Raw genomic sequence first — 24,233 nt, 5'->3', positions numbered from 1 at the left:
CGATGCAGGCGTAACATCCAACGCGCTGCGCGTGACTGCCGACAGCGCTAAAGGCTGTTCTCACACAGCCTCCACCACTTGTCGCCGTTCGTTGGCGGACTATGCTATAGGCCTACCCATAACGAGACCCAAGCTATGGGACGATAAAACGTCGGGGAGGAAGCGCCCGCTTGCAAACCTTCTTTCTTAGCCCTCTCCCGCTTTCGCGGGAGAGGGTTGGGTGAGGGTCTTCTTTTACCGCTTGGTTTGTTCTACGAGTATGGCGAGGATAGTCTCCAACACCCCATCGCGATTCTCGATCACCTCGCTGTTCCAGAACCGGATGACCCGATAACCCTGTCCTTCTAGGAAAGCGGTGCGCGCCGCATCGGCATCGGCGGTGTGTTGGCTCCCGTCCAATTCGACGATCAGCCGGGCCGCGATGCAGACGAAATCGGCGACGTACCGGCTGCCGATCGTATGTTGCTCGCGAAATTTGAAGCCGCCGAGGCGACGATTGCGGACGGCGAGCCAGATGATCTGTTCCACGTCGGTCCGCTCGCGTCTCAGGCGACCGGCATGACGGCTGATCTGGCGGTGCACTGGGTACATCGGAGTAAGGTTAGCGGCATTAGGCGTAAAGAAGGAAGACCCTCACCCAACCCTCTCCCGCGAAAGCGGGAGAGGGCTAGGAATATGTCGGTTCACCAATAAAATCAGCCACCACGATCGCCGCCCCATGCAACTCAACCCTCCCGGAACGAGCCGAACCGGTCCGGCAACGGCGCCTTCGCCGCGATCGTCTCCTTGCCCTCTCGCGGCACGGTCAGTTCGGCGGCGTGGAGCAGCATCCCCCCGATATCGGCATGGCCATAGACCGGATCGCCGACCACCGGCACGCCCAGCCCCGATGCCGCATGCACGCGGATCTGGTGCGTGCGCCCGGTCGCGGGGATGAACTCCACCAATGCGCGGCCCTCGAAGACCGTCAGCAGCCGCCAGTCGGTGCGCGCCGCCTTGCCGGCCTTGTCGGGGACGATCTGCCAGCCATCCTCGCGCGTGCTGGTCTTGCCAAGCGCAAGGTCGATCGTGCCGCCCTCGCCCACCGGCACGCCGTCCAGCACCGCGAGATAGCGCTTGCCGACCAGCCCCTGCTCGAACGCCTGTTGCAGCCGCGCATGCGCCTTGGGGTTGCGCGACAGCAGCAGGCAGCCGCTGGTGTCGCGGTCGAGCCGGTGGACCGCCTGCGGCCAGCGCTTGAAGCCGAACTTCAGGCTGTCGAGCTGGTTCTCCAGGCTGAGCGATCCGTCGCGCGGACGATCGACGGGGAGCCCGGCGGGCTTGTCGATGACGAGCGCTTCGCCATCGAGGAACAGGACGTGGTTGACGAGCATGCCGCCGCCCTTGCCACCATGCGGGTGTGCATGCCAGAGCCGGTCGGATGACGCGCCGCAGCACGATCCCGCTCGCGGTCGCGATCCTTGCCCTGACCGCCACGCCTCTGGGGGCGCAAAGCTGCCCCGATTTCCGGCTGCTCGGGCATTTCCGCTACGACAACGCGCCCGAAGAGACATTGGCATCGGTTCCATCCGAGGAAACCGTCCGGCGCGATTGCCGGTTGCGAAACGCCGTGCTGCCCGATCTCGCGGCATTGCTGGCAGCGGCGAGGACCGATCCGCGCGCCGGTGGCCGATTGCTGGCCTTGTCCTGTTTCCGATCGGTCGAACGGCAGATCGCGATTTTCGGGCGCGAGCGGCCGGAGGGCGGGGCGGCCGATCGCGCGATCTCGGTCGCGCCGCCCGGCTATAGCGAACATGCCACCGGCTATGCGCTCGACTTCGCGGTGCGGCCGGCGAACGGGTGCCCCGACGTCGATGCCTGCATGGCCGCGTCGCCCCAGGCGCGGTGGCTGCTGGCGAACGCGCCGCGGTTCGGGTTCGAGCAATCGTTCCCCGGCGGCAACAAGCAGCAGGTGAAGTGGGAGCCGTGGCATTGGCGCTGGGTCGGCCGCAATGCCGATCTGCCGGATGCGGCGACGGCGCGCCGGGTGTTTGCCTGCGCGCGGGTGCGATTCCCCGCGAACCCGGCGGTCGGGCCGCTGATGGTGCGGGTGACGGCGCAGCCGCCGGTGCCGGTGGTGAGCCCTGCCCCGGCGGCCACGCCAGCGGCGGAGAAACGCCGCTAGTTCCCCGGTGAAAGCCGGGGCCCAGGATCACGAGCGAACCGCCTGTAACCCTGGACCCCGGCGTTCGCCGGGTAAAGAGGGAGGATGGTGCTGGCGGTTCACCTCTCGTCATCCCGGCCTCGTGCCGGGATCCAGGGCCGCAAGCGATGCGCTGCTTTGCTCTGGATCCCGGGACGAGCCCGGGATGACGATCAATTCTAGCCGTCCCCCGGGAGGAGGAGGAGCGTTTCTGGATGGCCCTACGCCAGCTTCGCCGCGGTCTCGGCGATCCGTTTGCCCTGATAGCGCGCGGCGTCGAGTTCCTCCGGTTGCGGCTGGCGGCTGCCGTCGCCGTCCGAAATCGTCGTCGCGCCGTAGGGCGATCCGCCCTTCACCTCTTCGACCCCCATCTGCGCCTGGAAACCGTAATCGAGTCCGACGATCGTCAGGCCCTGATGGAGCAGGTTGGTGATGATCGAGAACAGGGTCGTCTCCTGCCCGCCATGCTGGCTGCCGGTGGAGGTGAACGCGCCGCCGACCTTGCCGATCAGCGCGCCCTTGAACCACAAGCCGCCCGTCGTGTCCCAGAACGCCGCCATCTGGCTGGGCATCCGGCCGAAACGCGTCGGCGCGCCGACGACGATCGCATCGTACTCGGCGAGTATGTCGGGGCTTTCGATGACGGGATGCTTGCTGTCGGTCTTGAAATGTGCCGCCTCGACGACGGCGGGCGGCGCGGTTTCCGCGACGCGGCGGATGTCGACTTCGGCACCGGCCGAACGTGCGCCTTCGGCGACGGCGTCGGCCATCTGTTCGATATGGCCGTAGGAGGAATAATAGAGGACGAGGACCTTGGTCATGGGACTACCTTTCGGTGGAGTGGCGCGGATCTATTCGGCATCGACGAGGACCAGTTCGGCCTCGTCGATCGCGGCGATACGGAACGTCCGGCCGCCGGAAAGGGCGACGCCGTCGCGGGTGTCGATTCGTTCGCCGTCGATCGTGATCGCGCCGGTGGCGGGAACGAGATAGGCGTGTCGTCCCACACCGACGCTATGTTCGATGCGCTCGCCCGGCTTCAGCGTCGCGCCCATGACGCGCGCCTCCGCACGGATACGAAGCGCGTCGGCATCGTCGGCGAAACCGCTGGCCAGCACGACGAACCGGCCCGACCGGTCGCCCTTGGGAAACGGCTTCGCGCCCCAGCTCGGCGTACCGCCGCGGACGGCGGGTTCGATCCAGATCTGGAACAGCGTCGTCGGTTCGGCTTCCAGATTGTATTCGGCGTGCCGGACACCCGAGCCTGCGCTCATCACCTGGACGTCCCCGGCCCCCGTGCGGCCGCGATTGCCCATCGAATCCTGATGCGTGATCGCGCCCGAACGGACATAGGTGATGATCTCCATGTCCGAATGCGGATGCGGCGGGAAGCCGGTGTTCGCGGCGATCCGGTCGTCGTTCCAGACACGGATCGACCCCCACCCCATCCGATCGGGGTCATGATAGCCGGCAAACGAGAAATGATGCCGCGCGTCGAGCCAGCCGTGATCGGCACGGCCGAGGCTGGCGAAGGGACGACGGTCGATCGTGGTCGTGTCGCGACGGGTCTGGGTGGCGAGCATGGGAGCCTCCTTGGTTGGGGACAAGATAAGGTGCGTGCGCCGCGCGTAAACGGAAACGCTGGAAACCGATGGTTTCTCCAATTAACATGAACTGCTGGAATCGGGGGAACAGGACGATGCGATTACCCGATTTCGAGGCCTGGGCGATCTTCGCGACCGTCGTGGAACATCATTCGTTCAGCGCCGCCGCGGATACGCTCGGCCTGTCCAAGGCCACCGTGTCGAAAGCGGTGTCGCGGCTGGAGGGGCATCTCGGCACGTCGCTGTTCCACCGCACCTCGCGCCGGCTCGCGCTGACCGAGGCCGGCCGGCCGCTGGCCGAACAGGCGGCGCGCATCCTGGCGGAGGCGCGTGCGGCGGAGGAAAGCGCGCAGGACGGTGCACGCCTGCCAGCCGGGCGGATCCGCGTCGCCGCGCCGATGAGCTTCGGGGTCGTCAATGTCGCGCCGCTGCTCGCCGAATTCCTCGCGGACCATCCGGCGATCGAGATCGAACTGCACCTATCCGACGCGCGCGTCGATATCGTGGCGGAAGGGTTCGACGTGGCGCTCCGGATCGCGACATTGCCCGACAGCTCGTTGCGGGCACGGCGGCTGTGCGGGATCGGTGCACATCTCGTCGCCGCGCCCGCCTATCTCGAACGGTACGGCGTCCCGAAGCATCCGACCGACCTGTCGACGCACCGGCTGCTCGGTTATACCAACATGACCGGGCCGTGGCGGTTCGCGGGGCCCGGCGGGGCGGAGGTGTTCGTGAAGGCCAGTGGCCCGCTCAGCGCCAATAGCGGCGAGGCGCTCCTGCCCGCGCTGCTGTCGGGCCTCGGCATCGCGCGGCTGCCCGATTTCATCCTTGGCGAGCATCTGGCCTCGGGCGCGGTCGTCGAGATCCTGCCGGACTGGCGGCCCGCCGAGATCGGCCTCCATCTGCTGACTCCGCCAAGCCCGCTGCGCCCCGCGCGCGTCGAGGCGCTGATGACCTTCCTGACGGAGCGACTGCGATGAACCGGCTTGCCCCCGACGCCGAGGACGCCCGCTTCATCCGGCGTGTCATCATCCTGATCGTGATCGCTGCGGTCACCGCCGCGCTGTACCGCGCGGGCGATCTGCTGATCCTGGCGTTCGGGTCGACACTGGGGGCGATCCTGATCCACGCGATCGCGCGGACGTACCGGGAACGGCTGCGCCTGCCCGAAAAGGTCGCGCTCGGGTTGGCGATGCTGACCGTGCTGGCGGCGATAGGCTTTCTCGGCTGGCTGTTCGGCGTGCAGTTCCGCGCGCAGGTCAATCTGTTGATCGTCCGCCTGCCCGATCTGTTGAAACAACTCGCGGCGTGGGCGTCGCAATCGCCGGTCGGCGCCAAGATCGTCGCCGCGGTCCAGGCGGCGTACGCGGGCAGCAAGGCGGCGCAGGACGTCGGCGGGCTCGTCCAGGGTGGCGGCGAGTTGCTCGTCAATTTCGTATTGTTGCTGTTCGGCAGCCTGTTCTTCGCGGTCGAGCCCAGGAAATACGAACGCGGCTTCCTGATGCTGGTGCCCCCCGGCAAGCGCGCGGCGTTCGAGGATGCGCTGTTCGATCTCGGCTCGACGCTGCGGCTCTGGCTGCGCGCCGAGGTTATCCAGATGACGACGATGGGGCTGTTCGTCGGTGTCGGCCTGTGGATCGCGGACGTTCCGTCAGCGGCGGCGCTCGGGCTTCTGGCCGGGCTGTCGGAATTCATCCCCTATATCGGGCCGACCGCGGCGATGCTGCCGGCGCTTGGGCTGGCGGCGACCAACGGCAGCGGGCCGGTCATCGGGACGCTCGTCACCTATGCCGTCGTGCGCGTGGTACAGACGAATTTCGTGACCCCGTTCGTCACCAGCCGGGTCGTCTCGATCCCGCCCGCGGTCACCGTGTTCGCGATCATCGGCATCGGCACGGTGTTCGGATTGTTCGGGCTGTTCTTCTCGATGGCGCTGCTCGTCGTCATCTTCACGCTCGTGCGCAGCCTGTATCTGCGCGAGGTGCTGGGCGAGGATATACCCCGGGCGGACCATGATCTGCTGATCGCACGCCCGGAGCCCGTCCGCGACTCGCCGGAATCGCTGGATTAAACTGAAATTAACCTTTTGCCTTCAGACGTTCTTTGGTTAATGAATCTTGCCGGAGCGACGCAGCCTAGGGTTGGCGCGTCCTCAAGAACGGGGGAATGCCATGCGCGTACTGCTGATCGAGGACGAACCGACGACCGCCAAGGCGATCGAACTAATGCTGACGACCGAAGGGTTCAACGTCTACACGACGGACCTGGGCGAAGAGGGTTTGGACCTCGGCAAGCTGTATGACTACGACATCATCCTGCTCGATCTGAACCTGCCCGACATGCACGGCTACGACGTGCTGAAGAAACTGCGCGTCGCGCGGGTCTCCACGCCGGTACTCATCCTGTCGGGTGTGAACGAGATGGACAGCAAGGTCCGCTCCTTCGGCTTCGGCGCGGACGATTACGTCACCAAGCCGTTCCACCGCGAGGAACTGGTCGCGCGCATCCATGCGGTCGTCCGTCGCTCCAAGGGCCATTCGCAAAGCGTCATCCGCACCGGCAAGCTGGCGGTCAACCTGGACGCTAAGACGGTCGAGGTCGACAGTGCCCGGGTGCATCTGACCGGCAAGGAATATGCGATGCTGGAGCTGCTCTCGCTCCGCAAGGGCACGACGCTGACCAAGGAGATGTTCCTCAATCATCTCTATGGCGGGATGGACGAGCCGGAACTGAAGATCATCGACGTCTTCATCTGCAAGCTGCGCAAGAAGCTGAGCCTGGCGTGCGACGGCGAGAATTATATCGAGACGGTCTGGGGCCGCGGCTATGTGCTGCGCGAACCCGACGAGGTGGCGCAGGTCGCCTGAACGATCCTGTCCTCGAGACAGGAAACGCCGCGGTACCGGGGGGTGCCGCGGCCTTTTTCGATCCGGCGCGACGCCGCCCGTTCAGCGGCAACGCACCTTGCCGCGGTCGACCGACCGACCAAGCAATGCGCCGCCGCCGGCCCCAAGCAGCGTGCCGAGCGTACCGCCGCCGAGGACATTGCCCAGCACACCGCCGCCGATCGCGCCGACGACCAGCCCAGTGGTGCCATCGTTGCGCCTGCAATAGGCACGGCCGTCACGGCCGCGATAGACCCGGTCGTCGCGCCCGAGCGCGCGATCATCGCGACCACGCTGCTGATAGTTGTCGCGCGGATTCCAGTCGGCGCGATTCTCGTCGCCATGCCAGCCATAGTCCCGGTTCTGTCCATAGTCCCGGTTCTGAGCCACCGCGACGCTGGGCAGCGCCATTGGGGTTGCGACGATCGCCATAAGCGTGGCGGCGAGGATGGACTTTTTCACGACTGTTCTCCTGATCTGTCTTGGTCCAACCATCAGGTCTCGCAAATGGGTCCGGCATCCAGCCGATCGCCCTAGCGCCGCGCGTACACCTTCTCTCCGCCGACCCACGTCTCCTCGACCCTGGTCTGGCGCAGGTCGGTCGGGCTGGCGAGTGTCGGATCGCGGTCGACGATGATGAAATCGGCGCGCTGGCCGGGGGCGAGGCGGCCATATTTGTCCTCGGCGAACCCGGCATAGGCGGCATCGATCGTGAACGCCTTCCAGGCCTGTTCGCGCGTCACGCGCTCTTCGGGTCGCCAGCCGCCGAACGGCTCGCCATTCGCGTCCTGCCTGGTGAAGGCCGCGGCCCAGCCGGCAAAGGGGTCGGGGCTTTCGACCGGATAGTCCGATCCGAACGCCAGCACCGCGCCGTTCCGAAGCATGGTGTTCCATGCATAGGCCCCCGCAAGCCGCGCCGGGCCGAGCCGCGCCTCTGCCATCGCGCGGTCGCTGGTCGCATGAGTCGGCTGCATCGATGCGACGATGCCGTTCTTCCCGAACCGCGGCAGGTCGACGATGTCGACGACCTGCGCATGTTCGACCCGCCAGCGCCGGTCGCCCTTGTAGGTCTGCGCCATGTCCTCGATCGCGCCCACGACCTGCGCGTTGGCCTTGTCGCCGATCGCGTGGACAGCGACCTGGTACCCGTCCATCGCCGCGCGGCTCATCCGGTTGCGGATCACGTCGTCGGTCATGAAGCCCGCGCCCGCCTGCCCCGGTGCATCGCTGTACGGCGCCTTCAACCATGCGCCGCGCGAACCGAGCGCGCCGTCGGCGAACAGCTTGACGCCCACCATCCGCAACCGGTCGTTGTACAGCCACGGTGTCGGGCCCGTCCCGCCGATCTGCACCGCCGTCTCGACGCCCAGACCATAGGTGACGATCCGCACCCGCAGCGCGCCGACGTCGCCCATCCGACGATAGGTCATCCAGTCGTCGAGACTCATCGCCATGTCGCAGGTCGCGGTGATGCCGAACGCCAGCAGCATGGCCTGCGCCTTCAGCAGCGCCGCGTCGCGGTCCTTGGCGAGCGGCGGCGGCACGACCTTGCCGACCAGCGCCTGCGCCGCGTCGACGAAGACGCCCGACGGTACGCCGCCCGCCTTCTCGATTCGCCCGCCCGCCGGCGCGACGCTCTTCGCGGTCACGCCCGCCGCCTTCAGCGCGGCGGTGTTGCCCCAGCCGGCATGGCCGTCCGCCCGCGACAGCCAGACCGGCCGGTCGCCGACCGCCGCATCCAGTTCCGCCGCCGTCGGAAAACGGCCCAGCCCCCAGCGCTCCTGGTTCCAGCCGCCGCCGAGGATCCATTTGCGTTCGGGGTTCGCCGCCACATACGCGGCGATCTTCGCCTGCGCCTCGGCCAGCGATTTCGTGTCCGAAATATCGAGTTCGAGGGCGCGGAACCCAAGCTCCATGACATGGCCATGCGCATCGACGAACCCCGGCAGCATCACCCGCCCCTTCATATCGGCGCGCCAGTCGAGCTTGTCCGGGCGCTTCTCCTTTGCAGCCAGCAACCGCGTGACATGCCCGTCGAGCGTCATCAGCAGCCCGGTGAAGCGAACGACCCGTCCGTCCTTGTCGAGCGTGATGCCATCGACATTGTCGATCAGCGCATCGGCGAAGGCCGGCATCGGCGCGATCGCCAGCAGCAATGCGAATGTGCGAACGGTCGGTCCAAATCGGTCGGAAATGCGTGTAGCCATGGTGTTCGCGTCTAAGCCGTGTTCCCCCGCTGCGCCAGATGGTCTAGCCGCAGATCATGGCTAGTCTCGCATCCGCTTCGCCCATCAAGCTCCCCGTCTCGCTGGCGGATGTCCACACCGCGCATGCGCGCATCGCGGACCAGATCGTCCGGACGCCGACACTGATCAGCAAGACGCTGTCCGGTATGACGGGTGCGACGGTGTATCTGAAGTTCGAAAACCTGCAGTTCACCGCCGCCTACAAGGAACGCGGCGCGCTCAATACGCTGTTGCAATTGTCCGACGAAGCCCGCGCCAAGGGCGTGATCGCGGCGTCCGCGGGCAACCACGCGCAAGGGTTGGCCTATCATGCCGATCGGCTCGGCATCCCGGCGACGATCGTGATGCCCACCAATACGCCGACCGTGAAGGTCATGCAGACCGAAGGCCACAAGGCGACCGTCATCCTGGAAGGCGAGACGTTCGACGCCGCCTATGCGCATGCGCGGCTGATGGAGGCGGAGCGCGGGCTCGCCTTCGTCCATCCGTTCGACGATCCGCGGATCATCGCTGGCCAAGGCACCGTCGCGGTCGAAATGCTGGCGGACGTGCCCGCGATCGATACGTTGATCGTCCCGATCGGCGGCGGCGGCTTGATCTCCGGCATGGCGACGGTCGCGCGCGAGGCCGATCATCCGATCATGATCTACGGCGTCGAGGCGGAGCTGTTCCCGTCGATGTACAACCGGATCAACGGCACCGACATGCCGTGCGCGGGCGATACGCTGGCGGAAGGAATCGCGGTCAAGGAACCAGGCGCGATCACGTCGCATATGGTCGCCGAACTGGTCGACGACATCCTGCTGGTCAGCGAACGCGCGCTGGAAGAGGCCGTCAGCCTGTTGCTGCAGATCGAGAAGACCGTGGTCGAGGGGGCGGGTTCGGCAGGACTCGCGGCATTGCTGGCCTATCCCGATAAATTCCGCGGAAAGATCGTCGGGATCGTATTGTGCGGCGGGAATATCGATACGCGGCTGCTTGCCAACGTGCTGTTACGCGATCTGGCGCGATCGGGGCGGCTCGCTCGGCTGCGCATACGCTTGAAGGACCAGCCGGGTGCGCTGTTCAACGTGGCCCGCATCTTCGATCAGCAGCGCGTGAACATCATTGAAGTCTATCATCAGCGGATCTTCACGTCGCTGCCCGCAAAGGGCCTGGTGACCGACATCGAATGCGAAACGCGCGACCGGGCGCATCTCGACCGCTTGGTTGCGGCGTTACGCGTCGGCGGTTACGATACGAGCATCGTCGAGCAGGATTGAACCGGCGGAAAGGCTGGCCGGCAAACAGGCGGCCGACATGAAAAGGGCCCGGTCTTTCGACCGGGCCCTTCAAAATCCTGCAATCAAAGATCGCGTCGGATCAGTTGCTCGACGACTTATCCTGGGTTGCAGCCACAACACCGATCGCAACCACGCCGGCGACGATCAACAGGGCATAGAGCGGACCGATACCGGCGATCTTGCTCTTGTGACGCGAAACCGTACCGACGCGTGCCGCATCGCCCAGCGACAGCGAAGCCGCCGGGTTGGCGACGGGGGCGGCATACGCCGAGGACGCGATCGATGTCACACCGAGCGCCATCGCGGCCAAGCTGCCGATCACTTTCTTCAACGTCATACCATTTCTCCCTCTAAACCAACCAATCATCGCCAACGCCAATGCACCGCGATCGTTCCGCAATGCAACATAATAATAGCCCAACCCTTTCGCTAAGTCATGGGTTTAAAGCTTCATTCGGCCGAATTGCGCTTCAGTGTGGCTTCGTTAACCCATAATCGTGGTAAAGCCGCTTTTCAGGACGCTCAGGCCGGTTAATACGGGGTGCGACGGGGTCGATGACGATCACGCGCTGACAGGACCTGCCGTTGACCGCGCCATTCCGCTTCCCACGTTTCTTCGTGACCAGCCCGTCGCCATGCCCGTATCTCCCCGGTCGGCAGGAACGCAAGGTCTTCACCGAGCTGACGGGGCCGCATGCCGGCGAACTGAACGATGCGCTGGGCCGGATCGGTTTTCGCCGCAGCCAGGGGGTGGCCTACCGTCCGAGCTGCGCGGGGTGTTCGGCCTGCGTGTCGGTGCGGGTCGTGACGCATGAATTCATACCCACCGGAACGCAGCGCCGCCTGCTGAAGCGCCACCAGGACCTGGAGATCGGCACCTGCCGTGCCTGGGCGACGGACGAGCAATTCCAGCTGCTTCGCCGCTATCTGACCGCGCGCCACCCGGGCGGCGGCATGGCCGGAATGGACGAGGACGATTATGCCGACATGATCGAGCATTCGCCCGTCAACTCGCTGATCGTGGAATATCGCGAGCCGTCGGTCGGCGGCGCGCGTGGCCGGCTGGTCGGGGCGTGCCTGACCGACCGGCAGGCCGACGGCCTTTCGATGATCTACAGTTTCTTCGCAGCAGACGACGCCGACCGGCCGGGGCTCGGCAATTTCATCATCATGGACCACATCCTGCGCGCCCGCGACGCTGGCCTGCCCTATGTGTATCTCGGCTATTGGGTGAAGGGCTCGGCGCGCATGGCCTACAAGACGCGCTTCCGCCCGATCGAGATGCTTGGCCCCCGCGGCTGGCGATTGATGCCGGAAGATGCCCGACCGGTATCGCCGGCCGTCCAGGCGGCGTTGCAGGACGAACTGGCTTAGACGTCCAGCGAAACGACGACATCCACGTCCAGGATTTCCGCCCCGACGCCGAGGCGGGATCCCGCGACGGGTGCCGCCCCCGCCGCATCCAGCGCGATCGCGACACGGACATGGTCTTCTTCCGGGCATTGGCCGGTGCTCGGATCGAACCCGATCCAGCCGAGCCCGTCGACATGCGCCTCGGCCCAGCCGTGCGGGGTCGGTTGATGCTCCCCCTCCGCCAGCCGATACCCGGAAACATAGCGCGCAGGGATATCCAGCGACCGCGCGGCCACCGCGAAGATCTGTGCGAGGTCGCGCGCGGTCGCGCTGTCGCGGCCGAACGCGGTCGCCGCATCGAGCATCGGCTCGCCGCGGCCGATGTCCAGTACGAACCGGTCGTTCAGCACCCGGTTGATCGAATGCAGCCGGCCGAGCACGCTATTCTCCGCGTCGACATCCCGCGCGAATTCGGCGATGCTGGCATCGCGCGGCGTCGCGGCGGTTTCGCGCAGGAACAGGGCCGGCGGCAGCGGCTCGTTCGTGCCCTGCACCACGCCGCTCGAATGGCTGGTCAGCACCGCGCCGTGCACGGTGATCGCCAGGCCGTCGATCGGTCCTTCGACGTACAGCATGGTGATCGCGTTCCCGAAGCCGTCGCGCCCGTCACGCAACCGTGCGTCGCAATCGACGTCGATCCGCCAGGACGCGATCGTCTGATCGTGCGTGTTCTCCGGGGTCAGCCGCAGCATCTGGACCAGCCGCTCCTGCGGCGCGCTGAACCGGTACATCGTCCGGTGGTCGATCGACAGCCGCATGCGTCCCCCAATTACCGGTCTAGTGGAACTTGAACTGCCGCCCGATCGCCGCGTGAAGCAGATCGTTTTCGGTGATGAAGGCCTGCAGATACTGGTGCAGCCCGGACACGATCACCTCATTGGACCGCGTCTTGCCAAGCCGGGTCGATCGCATCCGCGCCATCCGGTCCGCTTCGCCGTGATGCCCCGTCCGCTTGGCGAGCAGACCCAGGATATCGACCGCCTCCTCCACCGATGCGGCGATGCTGCGCGGCAATTCGGGCCGCGCGATCAGCAGGTCGATGACGTTGCCCGGTTTCAACCCCTCGCTGTAGAGCCAGCGATAGGCGGTGACCGCCGATACGGTCTGAAGGATCGTGGTCCATTGATCGCGGTCGACGACACCGCCGACCTTTTCGCCTTCGGGCAACAGGATATGGTATTTCACGTCGAGCAGCCGCGCGGTGTTGTCCGCCCGCTCCACGGTCTGCCCCAGGCGGATGAACCAGGTGGTCTGGTTTCGCAGCATGCGGTGGACGGCACCTTCGAAACCGCGCGTTTCCGTCTTCACCGTCTCCACCAGGTTCAGCGTCGCGGCGGTCCCGCCGGTGCTGGCACGATGCTCGAACGTCAGCCAGGCACGGTTGATCGCGGTCCAGGCTTCGCGGGTCAGCGCGGTTCGCACCGCCCTGGCGTTGTTGCGCGCCCTGTCGAGGCAGCGGACGATCGAGCCGGGGTGCGACGCGTCGATCGTCAGGAACCGCGCCACGCTTCCCTGGGTCAACGAACCGCCGCCCGCCTCGAACGCGTCCTCGGTATCCAGCACGGCCAGCGCCGATGCCCATGCCGCCTCGCCCGCCGGCCGCGACGACAGCACGTCGAGCCGAACCGTCGCCTCCACCAGCCGCGCGATGAAATCCGCCCGCTCGAAGTAACGGCCGAGCCAGTAGAGCGACGACGCGGTACGCGAAAGCATCACGCCATCCGCCCGAGCGTCTGCGTCATCCCGCCCATCGTCTGCGTCATCGTGCCCGCGCCCATCGACTGCGCCTGATCCGCCATCAGCACGAAACTGTCCTTGGTCCCGCCCCCCTGACTGGAATTGACGACCAGCGACCCCTCCTTCAACGCGACGCGGGTCAGCCCCCCGGGTACGACCTGCACCCCCTTCGATCCCGACAGGACGAACGGCCGGAAATCGACGTGACGCGGGCTGAGGCCGCTATCCACCAGCGTCGGAACGGTGGACAGCGCCAGCGTCGGCTGCGCGATGTAGCGATGCGGCTCGGCGATCAGCGCCGCCCGGAAATCCTCGATCTCCTGTCGCGACGCGGTCGGGCCGACGAGCATGCCATAGCCGCCCGATCCGTCGACCAGCTTCACGACCACCTCGTCCAGATGATCGAGGACATATTGCAAAGCCTGCGGCTCGCGGCAGCGCCAGGTCTCGACATTGGGCAGCTTGGGCGCGCCGCCGGAATAGAATTTCACGATCTCGGGCATGTAGCTGTAGATCGCCTTGTCGTCCGCGATGCCGTTGCCCGGCGCGTTCATGATCGCCACGTTGCCCGCCGCATACGCCGCGATCAGTCCCGGCACGCCGAGCGTACTGTCGGGGCGGAAGACGAGCGGATCGAGATAATCGTCGTCGATCCGGCGGTAGATCACGTCCACCTTCACCCGCCCGGCGATCGTCCGCATCCAGACGATATCGTCGTCGACGACCAGATCCGCCGCCTCGACCAGTTCGACGCCCATCGTATCGGCGAGGAAGCTGTGTTCGTAATAGGCCGAGTTATAATGCCCCGGCGTCAGGACGACGCAGACCGGGCTCTGCCCCGCCCCATGCGGCGCGACCGACTGCATCGTCTCCAGCAGCCGGTCGGGATAGCTGTCGACCGCAGCGACGCGGAATTCGCGGAACAGTTCGGGGCACAGCCGCAGCATCGCCTCGCGATTTTCGAGCATATAGCTGACCCCCGACGGCGTCCGCGCATTGTCCTCCAATACGAAGAAATCGTCGGGACCGGTGCGTACCAGATCGATCCCGCAGATATGCGCCCAGATGCCGTGCGGCGGGCGGATGCCGGCGATTTCGGGCCGGAACTGCGGATTGCCGAAGATCAGGTCGGCGGGCAGAACGCCCTCCGCCAGGATGCGCCGCGCGCCGTAGATATCGTCGAGGAACGCGTTGATCGCATCGACCCGCTGCACCAGCCCTTCGGACAGCCGCGCCCATTCGTCGTGCAGGAACACGCGCGGCACGATGTCGAACGGGATGATCCGCTCGCCGGCATCGTTGTCGCCATAGACCGCGAAGGTGATGCCCAATTGGCGGAACGTCGTCTCAGCCGCCTGTTGACGCCGGCGAAGTTCGGCTTCGGGCGTGGTTTCGAGCCAGCGACCGAGCGCGGCAAGGTCGGGGCGCGGGGTGGTCGCGTCGCCATGCCCCATGATCTCGTCGAACGCCGGTCGTTGCCCCATCGTTACGATAAAATCCCCATGGTCGCGTCGGTTCCATGCTGCCCGGCTTCGCTGCACCGCACAAGGGGGACAGGGCATTTCGCGAAGCTCAGCGCCAGCGCCTTCTCGACCGCGGTCTTCTCTACAGCGACGGGCCGGCCGAGCTGCGCCGGATCGACCCAGGCATTCCGATCGCCGGCCCGGGCCCGGCGCTTCGCCATTTGCGAAACCTCGACGATGTCTGGATAGCCCGCATTGCCGATAAGCCGATGGCCACCGACGGTCAGGCTGCAGGCGAACAGAACATGCAATATCCGCACATCGTCGCGCACCGGCAGCGCCCAGCTCGTGCAACCCGGCGTATGCCCGACCGTCTTGAGCGCGGTCATCGTCACGCCGCCCAGGCGACGGGGTCGGGGACGCTCTTCGCCCGTCACCGCGATGAGCGCGGTCGCCATCGCTTTCATCGCAATGCCTCCAGCATCCCGGTCGTCAGCACCTGCGCCAGCACTTGCGGTTCCGCGGCACCGGGCGGGTAATAGAGGTACAGCGGCACGCCCGCCCGGTTATGTGCCTGGATGAAGCGACCGAGCGCGGGGTCGCCGTCGGTCCAGTCGCCGACCAGTACCGCGACGTTGTGCTTCGCGAACGCCGCGCGGGTGGCGGCGGCCTCGATCGCGGTCTTCTCGTTGACCTTGCATATCAGGCACCAGTCTGCGGTGAAATAGGCGAAGACGGGACGCTTCGCCGCGCGCAGCGAAGCGAGCCTGGTTTCGGTGAACGGCTCCGCGCCCGCTGCGCTCGCCGGTGCACCGTGGACGGCCTTCGGCAACGCCAGGACACCCACCGTCATGATCGCGACGATACCAAGACCCATCACGAGCCCCGCCGCCGCGCCGCGCCGTTGCCGCGTGCCGGCGATCCAGAAGACGATGCCAAGCACCAGCGCCATGACAAGCGCGAAACTCTGCGCATCCACACCGGCCTGCCGCCCGAGCACCCAGGCGAGCGCGATGGCAGTCAGCCACATCGGCACCGACAGGATGTGCCGGAACGTCTCCATCCACAGGCCGGGCCTCGGCAGCCGCCGCCGCAGCGCCGGCACGAACCCGATCGCCAGGAACGGCAGCGCGAGCCCCAGTCCCAGACCACCGAAGATCGCGAGCGCCGCGAACCACGGCAACACGAGCGCCGCGCCCAGCGCCGCACCCATGAACGGCCCCGTGCACGGCGTCGCAACGAACGCGGCGAGCGCACCCGTCGCGAACGAACCGCTGACCCCGCTCGCCCCTGCGAAGCGCGGCATCGGCACCTCGAATAGTCCGGCCAGGTTGAGCGCGATGGTGACGGACAGCAACAGCAGCACGACGATCGCGCGCGGATCCTGCAACTGGAACGCCCACCCGACCGCACTACCACCGGCCCGCAGCGCCAGGATCGCGCCGCCAAGCGCCAGCAGCACCAGGATCACCCCCGCTGTGTACGCCAACGCATCGTGCCGCGCGGTCCGGGCGTCGGTATTGCCCTTCGCCAGGCTAAGCGCCTTCAGGCTCAGGATCGGGAACACACAGGGCATGATGTTGAGGATCAGCCCTCCCAGCACCGCGCCGAGGAATGCGATCAGCGTCGTCGCCGGCACCCCGCGCCCGTTCGTCTCCGTCGACCCCGGCAATCCGCCCGGTGCCGCGGACAGCATCAGCCCCTGCGCCGCTCCGATCCGCAGCACGCCCTCGATCGGCCCCGCCGGCTTCGAACCCGCCGCGATCTTGGTCGCGATCGTCAGCATGTCGCCGTCGCGCGTCACCGTCTGCGGCGCGGCATAATCCACTGCGCCGGTCGTGGTCGGAAAGAAATACGCGTCGGCCGCCACCGCGCCGGCCGGATAGGGGACCGCGATCCGCAGGCTCGCGTCCTTCACCCGATACGCCGCCGCGCTGCCGAGCGGCCTGGGGATCGCCCTGCGCCAGGCGTCGAAGCCGGCACGAGTTGCCGGGGCGATCGTGCCGTCGCCGACGGTCAGGTCCATCGCCAGCGTCTGCGCCTCGGGCACGCAGATACTGTCGGTGCAGACCAGATAATCCGCCTTCAGCCGGACCGGCAGTTTCGCACCCATCGGGAGCCCGGCGGGGACGCTCAGCGTCACCAGCGGCGCATAGGGTGCCTTGTAGACATAGTTCATCAGCCCAGCGACGAGCATCGTCGTCGGCACCGGATAGCGCAGGCCATCGACCTTCGCGCCCGCGGGCAACGTCCAGTCCAGCCTGGCGGGAAAGCCCGCATCGCCGGGGTTCAGCCAATAGCCGTGCCACCCCGCCTCGGGCTGCGTATCGATCGCGATCGTCACGGTGCCGCCGGCGCGGGGCACGACGCTTTCCGCGACCAACGTCATCGGCAGATGCCGGCTCGGCGCGCCGAAGGTGTCGGCCCGGACGACGGTCGTCCAGGCCAGCAGCAGCGCAAGCAGTGTCATCAATCGGCAACCGAGTTTCGTCATCAGTTCATCGTTCCAATTGCGCCGACCGCCTGCGACACCGTAGCAGGGTAAAACATCATCTACACGATCGGAGAATGGACGCGATGCGTGCCACCAATTTTATCGCCACAGCCGCCTCGGCACTCCTCTTCTCCGCCCCGGCGCTGGCGCAGAGCGCCGGCACACCCGCGCCGGAGAAACCCAAACTCATCGTCGCCATCTCGGTCGATCAATTCTCGTCCGAACTCTATCGCCGCTATCTCGCCGGCTACACCGGCGGCTTGCGCACGCTGAGCGACGGCGTCGCCTACCCGGTCGGCTATCAAAGCCATGCCGCGACCGAGACCTGTCCGGGGCATTCGACGATCCTGTCCGGCCGTCATCCCGCCGCCACCGGCATCATCGCGAACAGCTGGTTCGACCTGAAGACCGGCTCCGCGATCTACTGCGTCGCGACGCCGGGATCGTCCGATCCGAACGCGCGCGGGCCGCAGAACCTGCACGTCACGACGCTGGGCGATTGGGTGAAGGCCGCCGAACCCGGCGCGCGCAGCTATGCGCTGTCGGGCAAGGACCGCGCCGCAATCACGATGGGCGGGCAGCATCCCGACGGTGCCTATTGGTGGGTCGACGGGGTCGGGTTCACGACCTCGACCTTCGCCGGGCCTGCAGGCCCTGCGGTGACGACCGCGCTCAAGCGCTACGACACCGCGCTGTTCGCGCGCTGGAAGGCTGCGCCGCCCGTCATCTGGCCCGCCGCGTCCCCGACCTGCGCCGCGCTGGAAAAGCCGGAGACGTTCGGCAAGATCACGCTGTCCGGTGCCATCCCGCCCGATCTCGCCGCGCATGTCGAGGAAAATCCGGCGTTTCTGGAAACCACCGATTTCCAGGACAATCTGCGCGCTTCGCCGCTATTCGACCAGGCGCTCGAGGCGTTTGCGGAGAATGTCGTGACGGCGCATCATCTCGGCCACGGCCCGGCGACGGACGTGCTGGCGGTCAGTTTCTCGGCAAACGACTATGTCGGCCATCGCTACGGCAATGGCGGTCCGGAGATGTGCGTGCAGCAGGCGGCGCTCGACGCGACATTGGGCAAGTTCCTGACCTTCCTCGGCAGCCAGAACATACCCTTCGTCGTCGTGATGACCGCGGACCATGGCGGCACCGACGCGGCGGAGCGCGAACATCGCCATGACGCCGATGCGAGCCGCCTCGACAGCGCCGCGTTCGTCGGGCGACTGAACAAGGCGGTCGAGGGAACGCTGAACCTGTCCTACGAACCCATCGTCGGCGACGATCCGCAGCAATTGTACGTCAATGTCGGCCCCGACGCGGACCTGCATGCCAAGGTGCAGGCCGCAGCGATCGCCTGGCTGAAGAAACAGCCCGAGGTCCGCGACATCTTCACCCGCGCCGAGGTCGAGGCCGCAGTCGTGCCGCCGCACACCCCGCCGGACAAGCTGTCGATGGATCAGCGCTTCCACGAAAGCTATGATCCGACGCGATCGGGCGACATCGCGGTCGCCTATGCCCCGCGCACCAGCTTCGGCATGCCGCGCGGACCGGGCGACGTGGTCGCGGGGCATGGCAGCCCCTGGGATTACGACCGGCAGGTCCCGATCCTGTTCTGGTGGCCGGGAGCGGCGAAGGACACGCGCACCGCACCGATCGAAACGGTCGACATCGCGCCGACGCTGGCGGGCGTCGCGAAGGTCCCGACGCCGGTGGTGGACGGGGTATGTCTGGAACTGGGCGGCGGCGCGGCGAAGAATTGCGGCGGATAGCCTTTAACCCCACCCCGGCGAAGGCCGGGGCCCAGTTGCTACGGTTTGCGTGATGAAGGGCATCGCGTCGCCATTATCGTCTTGCAACTGGGCCCCGGCCTCCGCCGGGGTGGGGGCTAGATCGACATACGCACCGATCGGATCAGCGCGATGCGGTCTACCGCGTCTCGAACCCCCGCAGCCCCGGCCCCAGCCGGTTCGTCCCGACCGCCAGCCGGTCATGGCTCAGATCCGCCACGAACGCCGGGCTGGTCGTATCCCCCGGCGACAGCCGCGCGTCGTTGTCCTCGACGCGTAAGCCGGTCGAGGGATAGGTCCGTGCCTCCGCGGCGACGACGATCAGCCCGGAATGATTTTCCTTGTGGCTGCCCTGCACGAAGACATTGCGCGCGATCAGCCCGGTCGCGCCGTCGGGCAGGTCGATCATGTAGTTCGTCTTGCGACCGCCGGTATCGTCGAAGCTGTTGTCGGTGATGACGACGTTCGGCACGCGCAGCTTCACATAATGCCCGCCGCGACCGCGCTCGAACCGTGAATTGGTGATCGTGACATGGCCCTTGTTGGCCAGATAGATCGCATGCGCGCAATCGGGCGTCTGGTCGCACTGGCCGAGCCCGGAAAAGGTCGACCGGTCGATCGTGATCCGCTGGCCGGTGGGCTGGCCACCCAATATCCCTTCCTGACTGTCGAGGAACATCGAGTTGACGACGGTCAGATCCCCAAGTTCCGTTCGCACGCCAGCGCCGTTGCCGTCGCCGACATGCACGTCGCGGAACACCAGCCCGTCCACCACCGATGCGCTGCCCCGCAGCACCAGCGTCGCCTTGCCTTCGCACGCACCGCCCTGGAAGATCGCGGTGCCCGGCGTCGTGGCGCGGAAGGTGATCCGCCCGCCCTGCTGGATCGCGCAGTCGCGATAGGTGCCGGGCGCGATCAGGATCGTCGCGGTACCGAGCCGAACCGAGTCCACCGCCGCCTGCAACGTCGCGAACCCCTGCCCGCCGATCGTGAAGGGCGCGGTCGTCTGCGCGGCGGCGGGGGCGGCGGTCAGGAGCGCGAGCGCCAGGAACGATCGTTTCATGGGAAATCCTTTCCGCACCGGCCTGTACGCAACCGCCTGCCCATGCCAGTCGTATTCGGGGTTAACGCCGGCCGTCCGCTGCTCCCAACCTTTCCGCAAGGGCAGACCGTCCCGGAACGGTGCGGAAGACGTCAGTCGAGGTTCGGCCTGAGCCACCGCGTCGCCTGCGCCAGATCGACCCCGCGCCGCACGGCATATTCTTCGACCTGGTCCTGCCCGATCCGCGCGACGCCGAAATATTCCGCCTGCGCATGGCCGAAATAGAAGCCCGAGACCGCCGCGGTCGGCAGCATCGCGAAGCTTTCGGTCAGCGTCAGCCCGACCGCATCCTCCGCCTGCAACAGGTCGAACAGCGTGCGCTTCAGGCTGTGCTCGGGGCACGCCGGATAGCCGGGCGCGGGGCGGATGCCGCGATATTGCTCGCGGATCATCGCCTCGTTGGTCAGCTGCTCGTCGGGCGCATAGCCCCAGAGTTCGCGGCGGACATGGCCATGCAGCGCCTCGGCGAACGCCTCCGCCAGGCGGTCGGCGAGCGCCTTCAGCAGGATGTCGTTATAATCGTCGTGCCCCGCCTTGAACCGCGCGATATGCGGGTCGATGCCGTGGATCCCGACCGCGAACCCGCCGATCCAGTCGCCCGCGGGATCGATGAAATCGGCAAGGCACATGTTGGCGCGGCCTTCGCGCTTGGCGATCTGCTGGCGGAGGAAGGGCAACTTAAATTCCTCCCCACTCGTGGGGAGGGGGACCGCGCCGGAGGCGTGGTGGAGGGGGCTCCCCGCGAGCGAACCGCTCGACGCAGCCCCCCCTCCACCAGCTTCGCTGGTCCCCCTCCCCGCGAGCGGGGAGGAATAAAGGACGACGTCGTCCCCCTCCCTGCGACACGGCCACAACGCCGCCACGCCGCGCGCGGTCAGCCACTTCTCCGCAACGATCGTATCGAGCATCGCCTGCGCGTCCGCGTACAAGCCCCGCGCGCTCTCCCCGACGACCGCATCGTCCAGGATCGCCGGGAAATTCCCCGCCAGCTCCCACGCGCGGAAGAACGGCGTCCAGTCGATATATTCGCGCAAATCCTCCAGCGGCCAGTCGTCGAACACATGCCGCCCAGGCGCGAACGGCGCGGGCGCCTTCAGCATCATGTCCGCCGGAAAGCCCCGCGCCCGCGCCTCGGCGAGCGGCAGCAGCGCATTCTGCCCCTTGCCCTCGCGCGCCACGCGCACCGCCTCGTAATCCGCGGCGACGCCCGCGACATAATCGTCGCGCCCCGTCGTGCTGACCAACGTCGTCGCGACCCCGACCGCGCGGCTGGCGTCGAGGACATGCACCACGGGGCCCTTGTACGCGGGTGCGATGCGCAGCGCGGTATGCACCTTCGACGTCGTCGCCCCGCCGATCAGCAGCGGCATCGTCATCCCCGCACGCTGCATCTCCTCGCCGACCGTCACCATCTCGTCGAGCGAGGGCGTGATGAGCCCCGACAGCCCGATCATGTCCGCGTCGTTCTCGTTCGCCGCCGCGATGATCTTCGACCACGGCACCATCACCCCCAGGTCGACCACGTCGAAGCCGTTGCACTGGAGCACGACGCCGACGATGTTCTTGCCGATATCGTGCACGTCGCCCTTCACGGTCGCCATGATGATCTTGCCCTTGCCGCGCGCGCCGGGCTCCTTCGACGCCTCGATGAAGGGCAGCAGGTGCGCCACCGCCTTCTTCATCACCCGTGCGCTTTTGACGACTTGCGGGAGAAACATCTTACCCGATCCGAAGAGATCGCCGACGACGTTCATCCCGTCCATCAGCGGCCCCTCGATCACCTCGATCGGCCGCGCGAAGCCTTGGCGGCATTCCTCGGTATCCTCGACGACATGCGCGTCGATGCCCTTGACCAGCGCGTATTCCAGCCGCTTGCCGACCGCGAGGCTGCGCCATTCCGCCGCCTGCTTCTCCGCCACCGCATCGGTGCCGCGATAGCGTTCGGCGAGCGCGACGAGGCGGTCGCCGGCTTCCGGATCGCGGTTGAGGACGACATCCTCGCACGCGGTGCGCAGTTCGGGGTCGATCGTGTCGTACACGTCCAACTGCCCGGCATTGACGATCGCCATGTCGAGCCCGGCGGGGATCGCGTGGAACAGGAACACCGAATGCATCGCGCGGCGCACCGGCTCGTTGCCGCGGAAGCTGAACGACAGGTTCGATAGCCCGCCCGAGATGTGGCAATGCGGGCAGCGCGCCTTGATCGCCCTGCACGCCTGGATGAAGTCGACCGCGTAGTTGTTATGCTCCTCGATCCCCGTCGCGACCGCGAAGATGTTGGGATCGAAGATGATGTCCTCCGGCGGAAAGCCGATGCCGGTCAGCAGGTCGTAGGCGCGCGCGCAGATCTCGACCTTGCGCGCCTCGGTATCCGCCTGTCCGACCTCGTCGAACGCCATCACGACGGCGGCCGCACCGTACGCCATGCACTTGCGCGCCTGGGCGAGGAACTGCGCCTCGCCCTCCTTCATGCTGATCGAATTCACGATCGGCTTGCCGCTGACGCATTTCAGCCCCGCCTCGATCACCGACCATTTCGAGCTATCGATCATGAAGGGCACGCGCGCGATATCGGGTTCGGCGGCGATCAGCTTCAGGAAGGTCGTCATGGCGTATTCGGCGTCGAGCAGCCCTTCGTCCATGTTGATGTCGACGACCTGCGCACCGTTCTCCACCTGGTTGCGCGCGACCTCGACGGCTCGCGCGTAGTCACCCGCCATGACGAGCTTCTTGAACGCGGCGGAGCCGGTGACGTTGGTGCGTTCGCCGATGTTCACGAAATGGGTGGAGGAGGATGTCGAGGTCATTGTTTCTTCTCAATCCTCCCCGGCACGGGGAGGGGGACCGCTCGGCACTTGCCGAGGGGTGGAGGGGGCTCTCCGCAATCGGTATCGCCGGTGGAGAGCCCCCTCCACCGCTGCGCGGTCCCCCTCCCCGTGCCGGGAAGGATTTTTACGCCGCCATGAAGAACGGCTCCAGTCCCGCCAACCTTGTCCTTACCGCCGGCACCGGGATCGCGCGCGGCGCAACCCCCGCAACACCCTGGGCGATCGCCGCGATGTGCGCGGGCGTCGACCCGCAGCAGCCCCCCAGCACGTTGACCTGCCCCGCCCGCGCCCACTCGCCGACCAGCCCCGCGGTCGTCGCCGGTTCCTCGTCATACGCGCCAAGTTCGTTGGGCAACCCCGCGTTCGGATAGACCATGATGAGCGTATCGCAGATCTCGCTCAGCGTCTTCACATGTGGCCGCAACTGCTCGGCCCCGAAGGAACAATTGAGCCCGACCGTCAGCGGTTTCGCATGGCGCACCGCATGCCAGAACGCCTCGACCGTATGCCCCGACAGGTTGCGCCCGGACAGGTCGGTCAGCGTCATCGACAGCATGATCGGCAGATCGCGTCCCAGATCGTCCGCGGCGTCGATCGCGGCCATGATCCCCGCCTTCGCGTTCAGCGTGTCGAACACCGTCTCGATCAGGATGAAATCCACCCCCCCCTCGACCAGCGCATCGATCTGTTCGCGATAGACGCCCTTCAGATAGTCGAAGTCGATCTCGCGGTAGCCGGGATCGTTGACGTCGGGCGACAGCGACAGCGTCTTGTTCGTCGGCCCGATCGCGCCGGCGACGAACCGGGGTCGGCCATCCTTCGCCTGGAACTCGTCCGCCACCCGCCGCGCCATCTTGGCGGATTCGACGTTGATCGCGCGGACCAGATGCTCCGCACCATAATCCGCCTGGCTGATGATGTTGGCGGAGAAGGTGTTGGTCTCCGCGATATCCGCGCCGGCTGCGAAATAGGCGCGGTGGATCGATTCCGGCACCTCGGGCTTGGTCAGCGCGAGGATGTCGTTGTTGCCCTTCTGGTCGTGGGACAGGCCCAGATCGCCGGCATAGTCGGCTTCGGACAGCTTCCAGTTCTGGATTTCCGTGCCGAACGCGCCGTCGGTGATGAGGATTCGCTTGGCGGCTTCGGCGAGGAATGTTTGGCGGATCGTCATGGTCTTTTCCAAATCCTCCCCGCTCGCGGGGAGGGGGACCGGCG

Annotated in this window: 22 protein-coding genes; 7 read left to right on the top strand and 15 right to left on the bottom strand. The window is 66.7% G+C overall.

Features of this window, described 5'->3' with window-relative positions; genetic code table 11:
- Positions 1-234: 234 nt before the first annotated feature.
- The gene (locus tag HUU99_RS08655; RefSeq protein WP_174286177.1) at positions 235-591 is read right to left on the bottom strand and encodes an endonuclease domain-containing protein; all 357 of its coding nucleotides are present in this window, start codon (positions 589-591) and stop codon (positions 235-237) included.
- A 134-nt stretch (positions 592-725) separates the two neighbouring features.
- Entirely contained in the window at positions 726-1,373 is a 648-nt protein-coding gene (locus tag HUU99_RS08650) for an RluA family pseudouridine synthase (protein ID WP_174286176.1), read from the bottom strand.
- Positions 1,374-1,420: 47 nt separating this feature from the next.
- Between HUU99_RS08650 and HUU99_RS08645 the strand changes: the two genes are divergently transcribed.
- Positions 1,421-2,164: a M15 family metallopeptidase gene (locus HUU99_RS08645; protein WP_174286175.1), complete on the top strand. Its 744-nt coding sequence runs from the start codon at positions 1,421-1,423 to the stop codon at positions 2,162-2,164.
- Between the two features lie 239 nt (positions 2,165-2,403).
- Here the strand turns inward: HUU99_RS08645 and wrbA are convergent, their stop codons facing one another.
- Entirely contained in the window at positions 2,404-3,003 is a 600-nt protein-coding gene (wrbA, locus tag HUU99_RS08640) for an NAD(P)H:quinone oxidoreductase (protein ID WP_174286174.1), read from the bottom strand.
- A 30-nt stretch (positions 3,004-3,033) separates the two neighbouring features.
- On the bottom strand, positions 3,034-3,765 hold the full coding sequence (locus HUU99_RS08635; protein WP_174286173.1) for a pirin family protein: 732 nt from the start codon (positions 3,763-3,765) through the stop codon (positions 3,034-3,036).
- A 116-nt stretch (positions 3,766-3,881) separates the two neighbouring features.
- On the opposite strand from HUU99_RS08635, the gene HUU99_RS08630 reads away from it, so the two are divergent.
- The 3 genes from HUU99_RS08630 (at position 3,882) to ctrA (ending at position 6,653) form a co-directional block, all read left to right on the top strand.
- Positions 3,882-4,766, top strand: a complete 885-nt coding sequence (locus tag HUU99_RS08630) for a LysR family transcriptional regulator (protein WP_174286172.1) — start codon at positions 3,882-3,884, stop codon at positions 4,764-4,766.
- Positions 4,763-5,857 carry an AI-2E family transporter gene (locus tag HUU99_RS08625; RefSeq protein ID WP_174286171.1) on the top strand — a complete coding sequence of 365 codons (1,095 nt, stop codon included), beginning with the start codon at positions 4,763-4,765 and terminating at the stop codon, positions 5,855-5,857. Before HUU99_RS08630 ends, HUU99_RS08625 begins: the two co-directional genes overlap by 4 nt.
- Before the next feature lie 100 nt (positions 5,858-5,957).
- Positions 5,958-6,653, top strand: coding sequence for a response regulator transcription factor CtrA (gene ctrA / locus HUU99_RS08620; RefSeq protein ID WP_174286170.1), 696 nt, complete (start codon positions 5,958-5,960; stop codon positions 6,651-6,653).
- A gap of 81 nt (positions 6,654-6,734) precedes the next feature.
- Here ctrA and HUU99_RS08615 read toward each other — a convergent pair whose 3' ends face one another.
- Positions 6,735-7,133: a glycine zipper 2TM domain-containing protein gene (locus HUU99_RS08615; protein WP_174286169.1), complete on the bottom strand. Its 399-nt coding sequence runs from the start codon at positions 7,131-7,133 to the stop codon at positions 6,735-6,737.
- A 71-nt stretch (positions 7,134-7,204) separates the two neighbouring features.
- Positions 7,205-8,806: an amidohydrolase gene (locus HUU99_RS08610; RefSeq protein ID WP_375380098.1), complete on the bottom strand. Its 1,602-nt coding sequence runs from the start codon at positions 8,804-8,806 to the stop codon at positions 7,205-7,207.
- A 128-nt stretch (positions 8,807-8,934) separates the two neighbouring features.
- Here HUU99_RS08610 and HUU99_RS08605 point away from each other — a divergent pair, with 128 nt between their 5' ends.
- Positions 8,935-10,179, top strand: a complete 1,245-nt coding sequence (locus HUU99_RS08605; protein ID WP_174286167.1) for a threonine ammonia-lyase — start codon at positions 8,935-8,937, stop codon at positions 10,177-10,179.
- Between the two features lie 100 nt (positions 10,180-10,279).
- Here HUU99_RS08605 and HUU99_RS08600 read toward each other — a convergent pair whose 3' ends face one another.
- Positions 10,280-10,621, bottom strand: coding sequence for a hypothetical protein (locus HUU99_RS08600; protein ID WP_254603054.1), 342 nt, complete (start codon positions 10,619-10,621; stop codon positions 10,280-10,282).
- A 164-nt stretch (positions 10,622-10,785) separates the two neighbouring features.
- On the opposite strand from HUU99_RS08600, the gene HUU99_RS08595 reads away from it, so the two are divergent.
- Complete coding sequence (locus HUU99_RS08595) at positions 10,786-11,574, top strand: arginyltransferase (protein WP_174286166.1); 789 nt, start codon at positions 10,786-10,788, stop codon at positions 11,572-11,574.
- On the opposite strand, the gene HUU99_RS08590 is transcribed toward HUU99_RS08595, so the two are convergent.
- The 5 genes from HUU99_RS08590 to HUU99_RS08570 form a co-directional block, all read right to left on the bottom strand.
- Entirely contained in the window at positions 11,571-12,371 is an 801-nt protein-coding gene (locus tag HUU99_RS08590; protein ID WP_174286165.1) for a transglutaminase family protein, read from the bottom strand. The genes HUU99_RS08595 and HUU99_RS08590 overlap by 4 nt on opposite strands.
- Before the next feature lie 19 nt (positions 12,372-12,390).
- Positions 12,391-13,326 (bottom strand): alpha-E domain-containing protein, encoded by a 936-nt coding sequence (locus HUU99_RS08585; RefSeq protein ID WP_174286164.1) that lies wholly within the window; start codon positions 13,324-13,326, stop codon positions 12,391-12,393.
- Complete coding sequence (locus HUU99_RS08580) at positions 13,326-14,834, bottom strand: circularly permuted type 2 ATP-grasp protein (protein ID WP_174286163.1); 1,509 nt, start codon at positions 14,832-14,834, stop codon at positions 13,326-13,328. Before HUU99_RS08580 ends, HUU99_RS08585 begins: the two co-directional genes overlap by 1 nt.
- Before the next feature lie 2 nt (positions 14,835-14,836).
- Positions 14,837-15,202: a hypothetical protein gene (locus tag HUU99_RS08575; RefSeq protein ID WP_174286162.1), complete on the bottom strand. Its 366-nt coding sequence runs from the start codon at positions 15,200-15,202 to the stop codon at positions 14,837-14,839.
- A 74-nt stretch (positions 15,203-15,276) separates the two neighbouring features.
- Entirely contained in the window at positions 15,277-17,307 is a 2,031-nt protein-coding gene (locus tag HUU99_RS08570) for a protein-disulfide reductase DsbD family protein (protein ID WP_174286161.1), read from the bottom strand.
- A 74-nt stretch (positions 17,308-17,381) separates the two neighbouring features.
- On the opposite strand from HUU99_RS08570, the gene HUU99_RS08565 reads away from it, so the two are divergent.
- Complete coding sequence (locus tag HUU99_RS08565; protein WP_254603052.1) at positions 17,382-19,070, top strand: alkaline phosphatase family protein; 1,689 nt, start codon at positions 17,382-17,384, stop codon at positions 19,068-19,070.
- A 157-nt stretch (positions 19,071-19,227) separates the two neighbouring features.
- On the opposite strand, the gene HUU99_RS08560 is transcribed toward HUU99_RS08565, so the two are convergent.
- The 3 genes from HUU99_RS08560 to HUU99_RS08550 all read right to left on the bottom strand — a co-directional run bounded on the left by HUU99_RS08560 (position 19,228) and on the right by HUU99_RS08550 (position 24,189).
- Positions 19,228-20,151, bottom strand: coding sequence for a right-handed parallel beta-helix repeat-containing protein (locus tag HUU99_RS08560; RefSeq protein WP_174286160.1), 924 nt, complete (start codon positions 20,149-20,151; stop codon positions 19,228-19,230).
- 131 nt (positions 20,152-20,282) lie between these two features.
- Positions 20,283-22,997 (bottom strand): methionine synthase, encoded by a 2,715-nt coding sequence (gene metH, locus HUU99_RS08555; RefSeq protein WP_174286159.1) that lies wholly within the window; start codon positions 22,995-22,997, stop codon positions 20,283-20,285.
- 145 nt (positions 22,998-23,142) lie between these two features.
- Positions 23,143-24,189: a homocysteine S-methyltransferase family protein gene (locus HUU99_RS08550; protein WP_174286158.1), complete on the bottom strand. Its 1,047-nt coding sequence runs from the start codon at positions 24,187-24,189 to the stop codon at positions 23,143-23,145.
- Positions 24,190-24,233: the final 44 nt, after the last annotated feature.

It is taken from the genome of Sphingomonas bacterium (assembly GCF_903642285.1).
Lineage (GTDB): Bacteria > Pseudomonadota > Alphaproteobacteria > Sphingomonadales > Sphingomonadaceae > Sphingomonas.
Note: the sequence above shows the minus strand (reverse complement) of the source record. Positions and strands in the feature narration are given on the sequence as shown.

What these genes read in the sequence shown, in the direction of transcription:
- HUU99_RS08655 (WP_174286177.1), bottom strand. Translation starts at nt 591, where the DNA reads ATGTACCCAGTGCACCGCCAGATCAGCCGTCATGCCGGTCGCCTGAGA.
- HUU99_RS08650 (WP_174286176.1), bottom strand. Translation starts at nt 1,373, where the DNA reads ATGCTCGTCAACCACGTCCTGTTCCTCGATGGCGAAGCGCTCGTCATC.
- HUU99_RS08645 (WP_174286175.1), top strand. Translation starts at nt 1,421, where the DNA reads ATGACGCGCCGCAGCACGATCCCGCTCGCGGTCGCGATCCTTGCCCTG.
- wrbA (WP_174286174.1), bottom strand. Translation starts at nt 3,003, where the DNA reads ATGACCAAGGTCCTCGTCCTCTATTATTCCTCCTACGGCCATATCGAA.
- HUU99_RS08635 (WP_174286173.1), bottom strand. Translation starts at nt 3,765, where the DNA reads ATGCTCGCCACCCAGACCCGTCGCGACACGACCACGATCGACCGTCGT.
- HUU99_RS08630 (WP_174286172.1), top strand. Translation starts at nt 3,882, where the DNA reads ATGCGATTACCCGATTTCGAGGCCTGGGCGATCTTCGCGACCGTCGTG.
- HUU99_RS08625 (WP_174286171.1), top strand. Translation starts at nt 4,763, where the DNA reads ATGAACCGGCTTGCCCCCGACGCCGAGGACGCCCGCTTCATCCGGCGT.
- ctrA (WP_174286170.1), top strand. Translation starts at nt 5,958, where the DNA reads ATGCGCGTACTGCTGATCGAGGACGAACCGACGACCGCCAAGGCGATC.
- HUU99_RS08610 (WP_375380098.1), bottom strand. Translation starts at nt 8,806, where the DNA reads ATGCCGGCCTTCGCCGATGCGCTGATCGACAATGTCGATGGCATCACG.
- HUU99_RS08605 (WP_174286167.1), top strand. Translation starts at nt 8,935, where the DNA reads ATGGCTAGTCTCGCATCCGCTTCGCCCATCAAGCTCCCCGTCTCGCTG.
- HUU99_RS08590 (WP_174286165.1), bottom strand. Translation starts at nt 12,371, where the DNA reads ATGCGGCTGTCGATCGACCACCGGACGATGTACCGGTTCAGCGCGCCG.
- HUU99_RS08585 (WP_174286164.1), bottom strand. Translation starts at nt 13,326, where the DNA reads ATGCTTTCGCGTACCGCGTCGTCGCTCTACTGGCTCGGCCGTTACTTC.
- HUU99_RS08580 (WP_174286163.1), bottom strand. Translation starts at nt 14,834, where the DNA reads ATGGGGCAACGACCGGCGTTCGACGAGATCATGGGGCATGGCGACGCG.
- HUU99_RS08575 (WP_174286162.1), bottom strand. Translation starts at nt 15,202, where the DNA reads ATGACCGCGCTCAAGACGGTCGGGCATACGCCGGGTTGCACGAGCTGG.
- HUU99_RS08570 (WP_174286161.1), bottom strand. Translation starts at nt 17,307, where the DNA reads ATGACGAAACTCGGTTGCCGATTGATGACACTGCTTGCGCTGCTGCTG.
- HUU99_RS08565 (WP_254603052.1), top strand. Translation starts at nt 17,382, where the DNA reads ATGGACGCGATGCGTGCCACCAATTTTATCGCCACAGCCGCCTCGGCA.
- HUU99_RS08560 (WP_174286160.1), bottom strand. Translation starts at nt 20,151, where the DNA reads ATGAAACGATCGTTCCTGGCGCTCGCGCTCCTGACCGCCGCCCCCGCC.
- metH (WP_174286159.1), bottom strand. Translation starts at nt 22,997, where the DNA reads ATGACCTCGACATCCTCCTCCACCCATTTCGTGAACATCGGCGAACGC.
- HUU99_RS08550 (WP_174286158.1), bottom strand. Translation starts at nt 24,189, where the DNA reads ATGACGATCCGCCAAACATTCCTCGCCGAAGCCGCCAAGCGAATCCTC.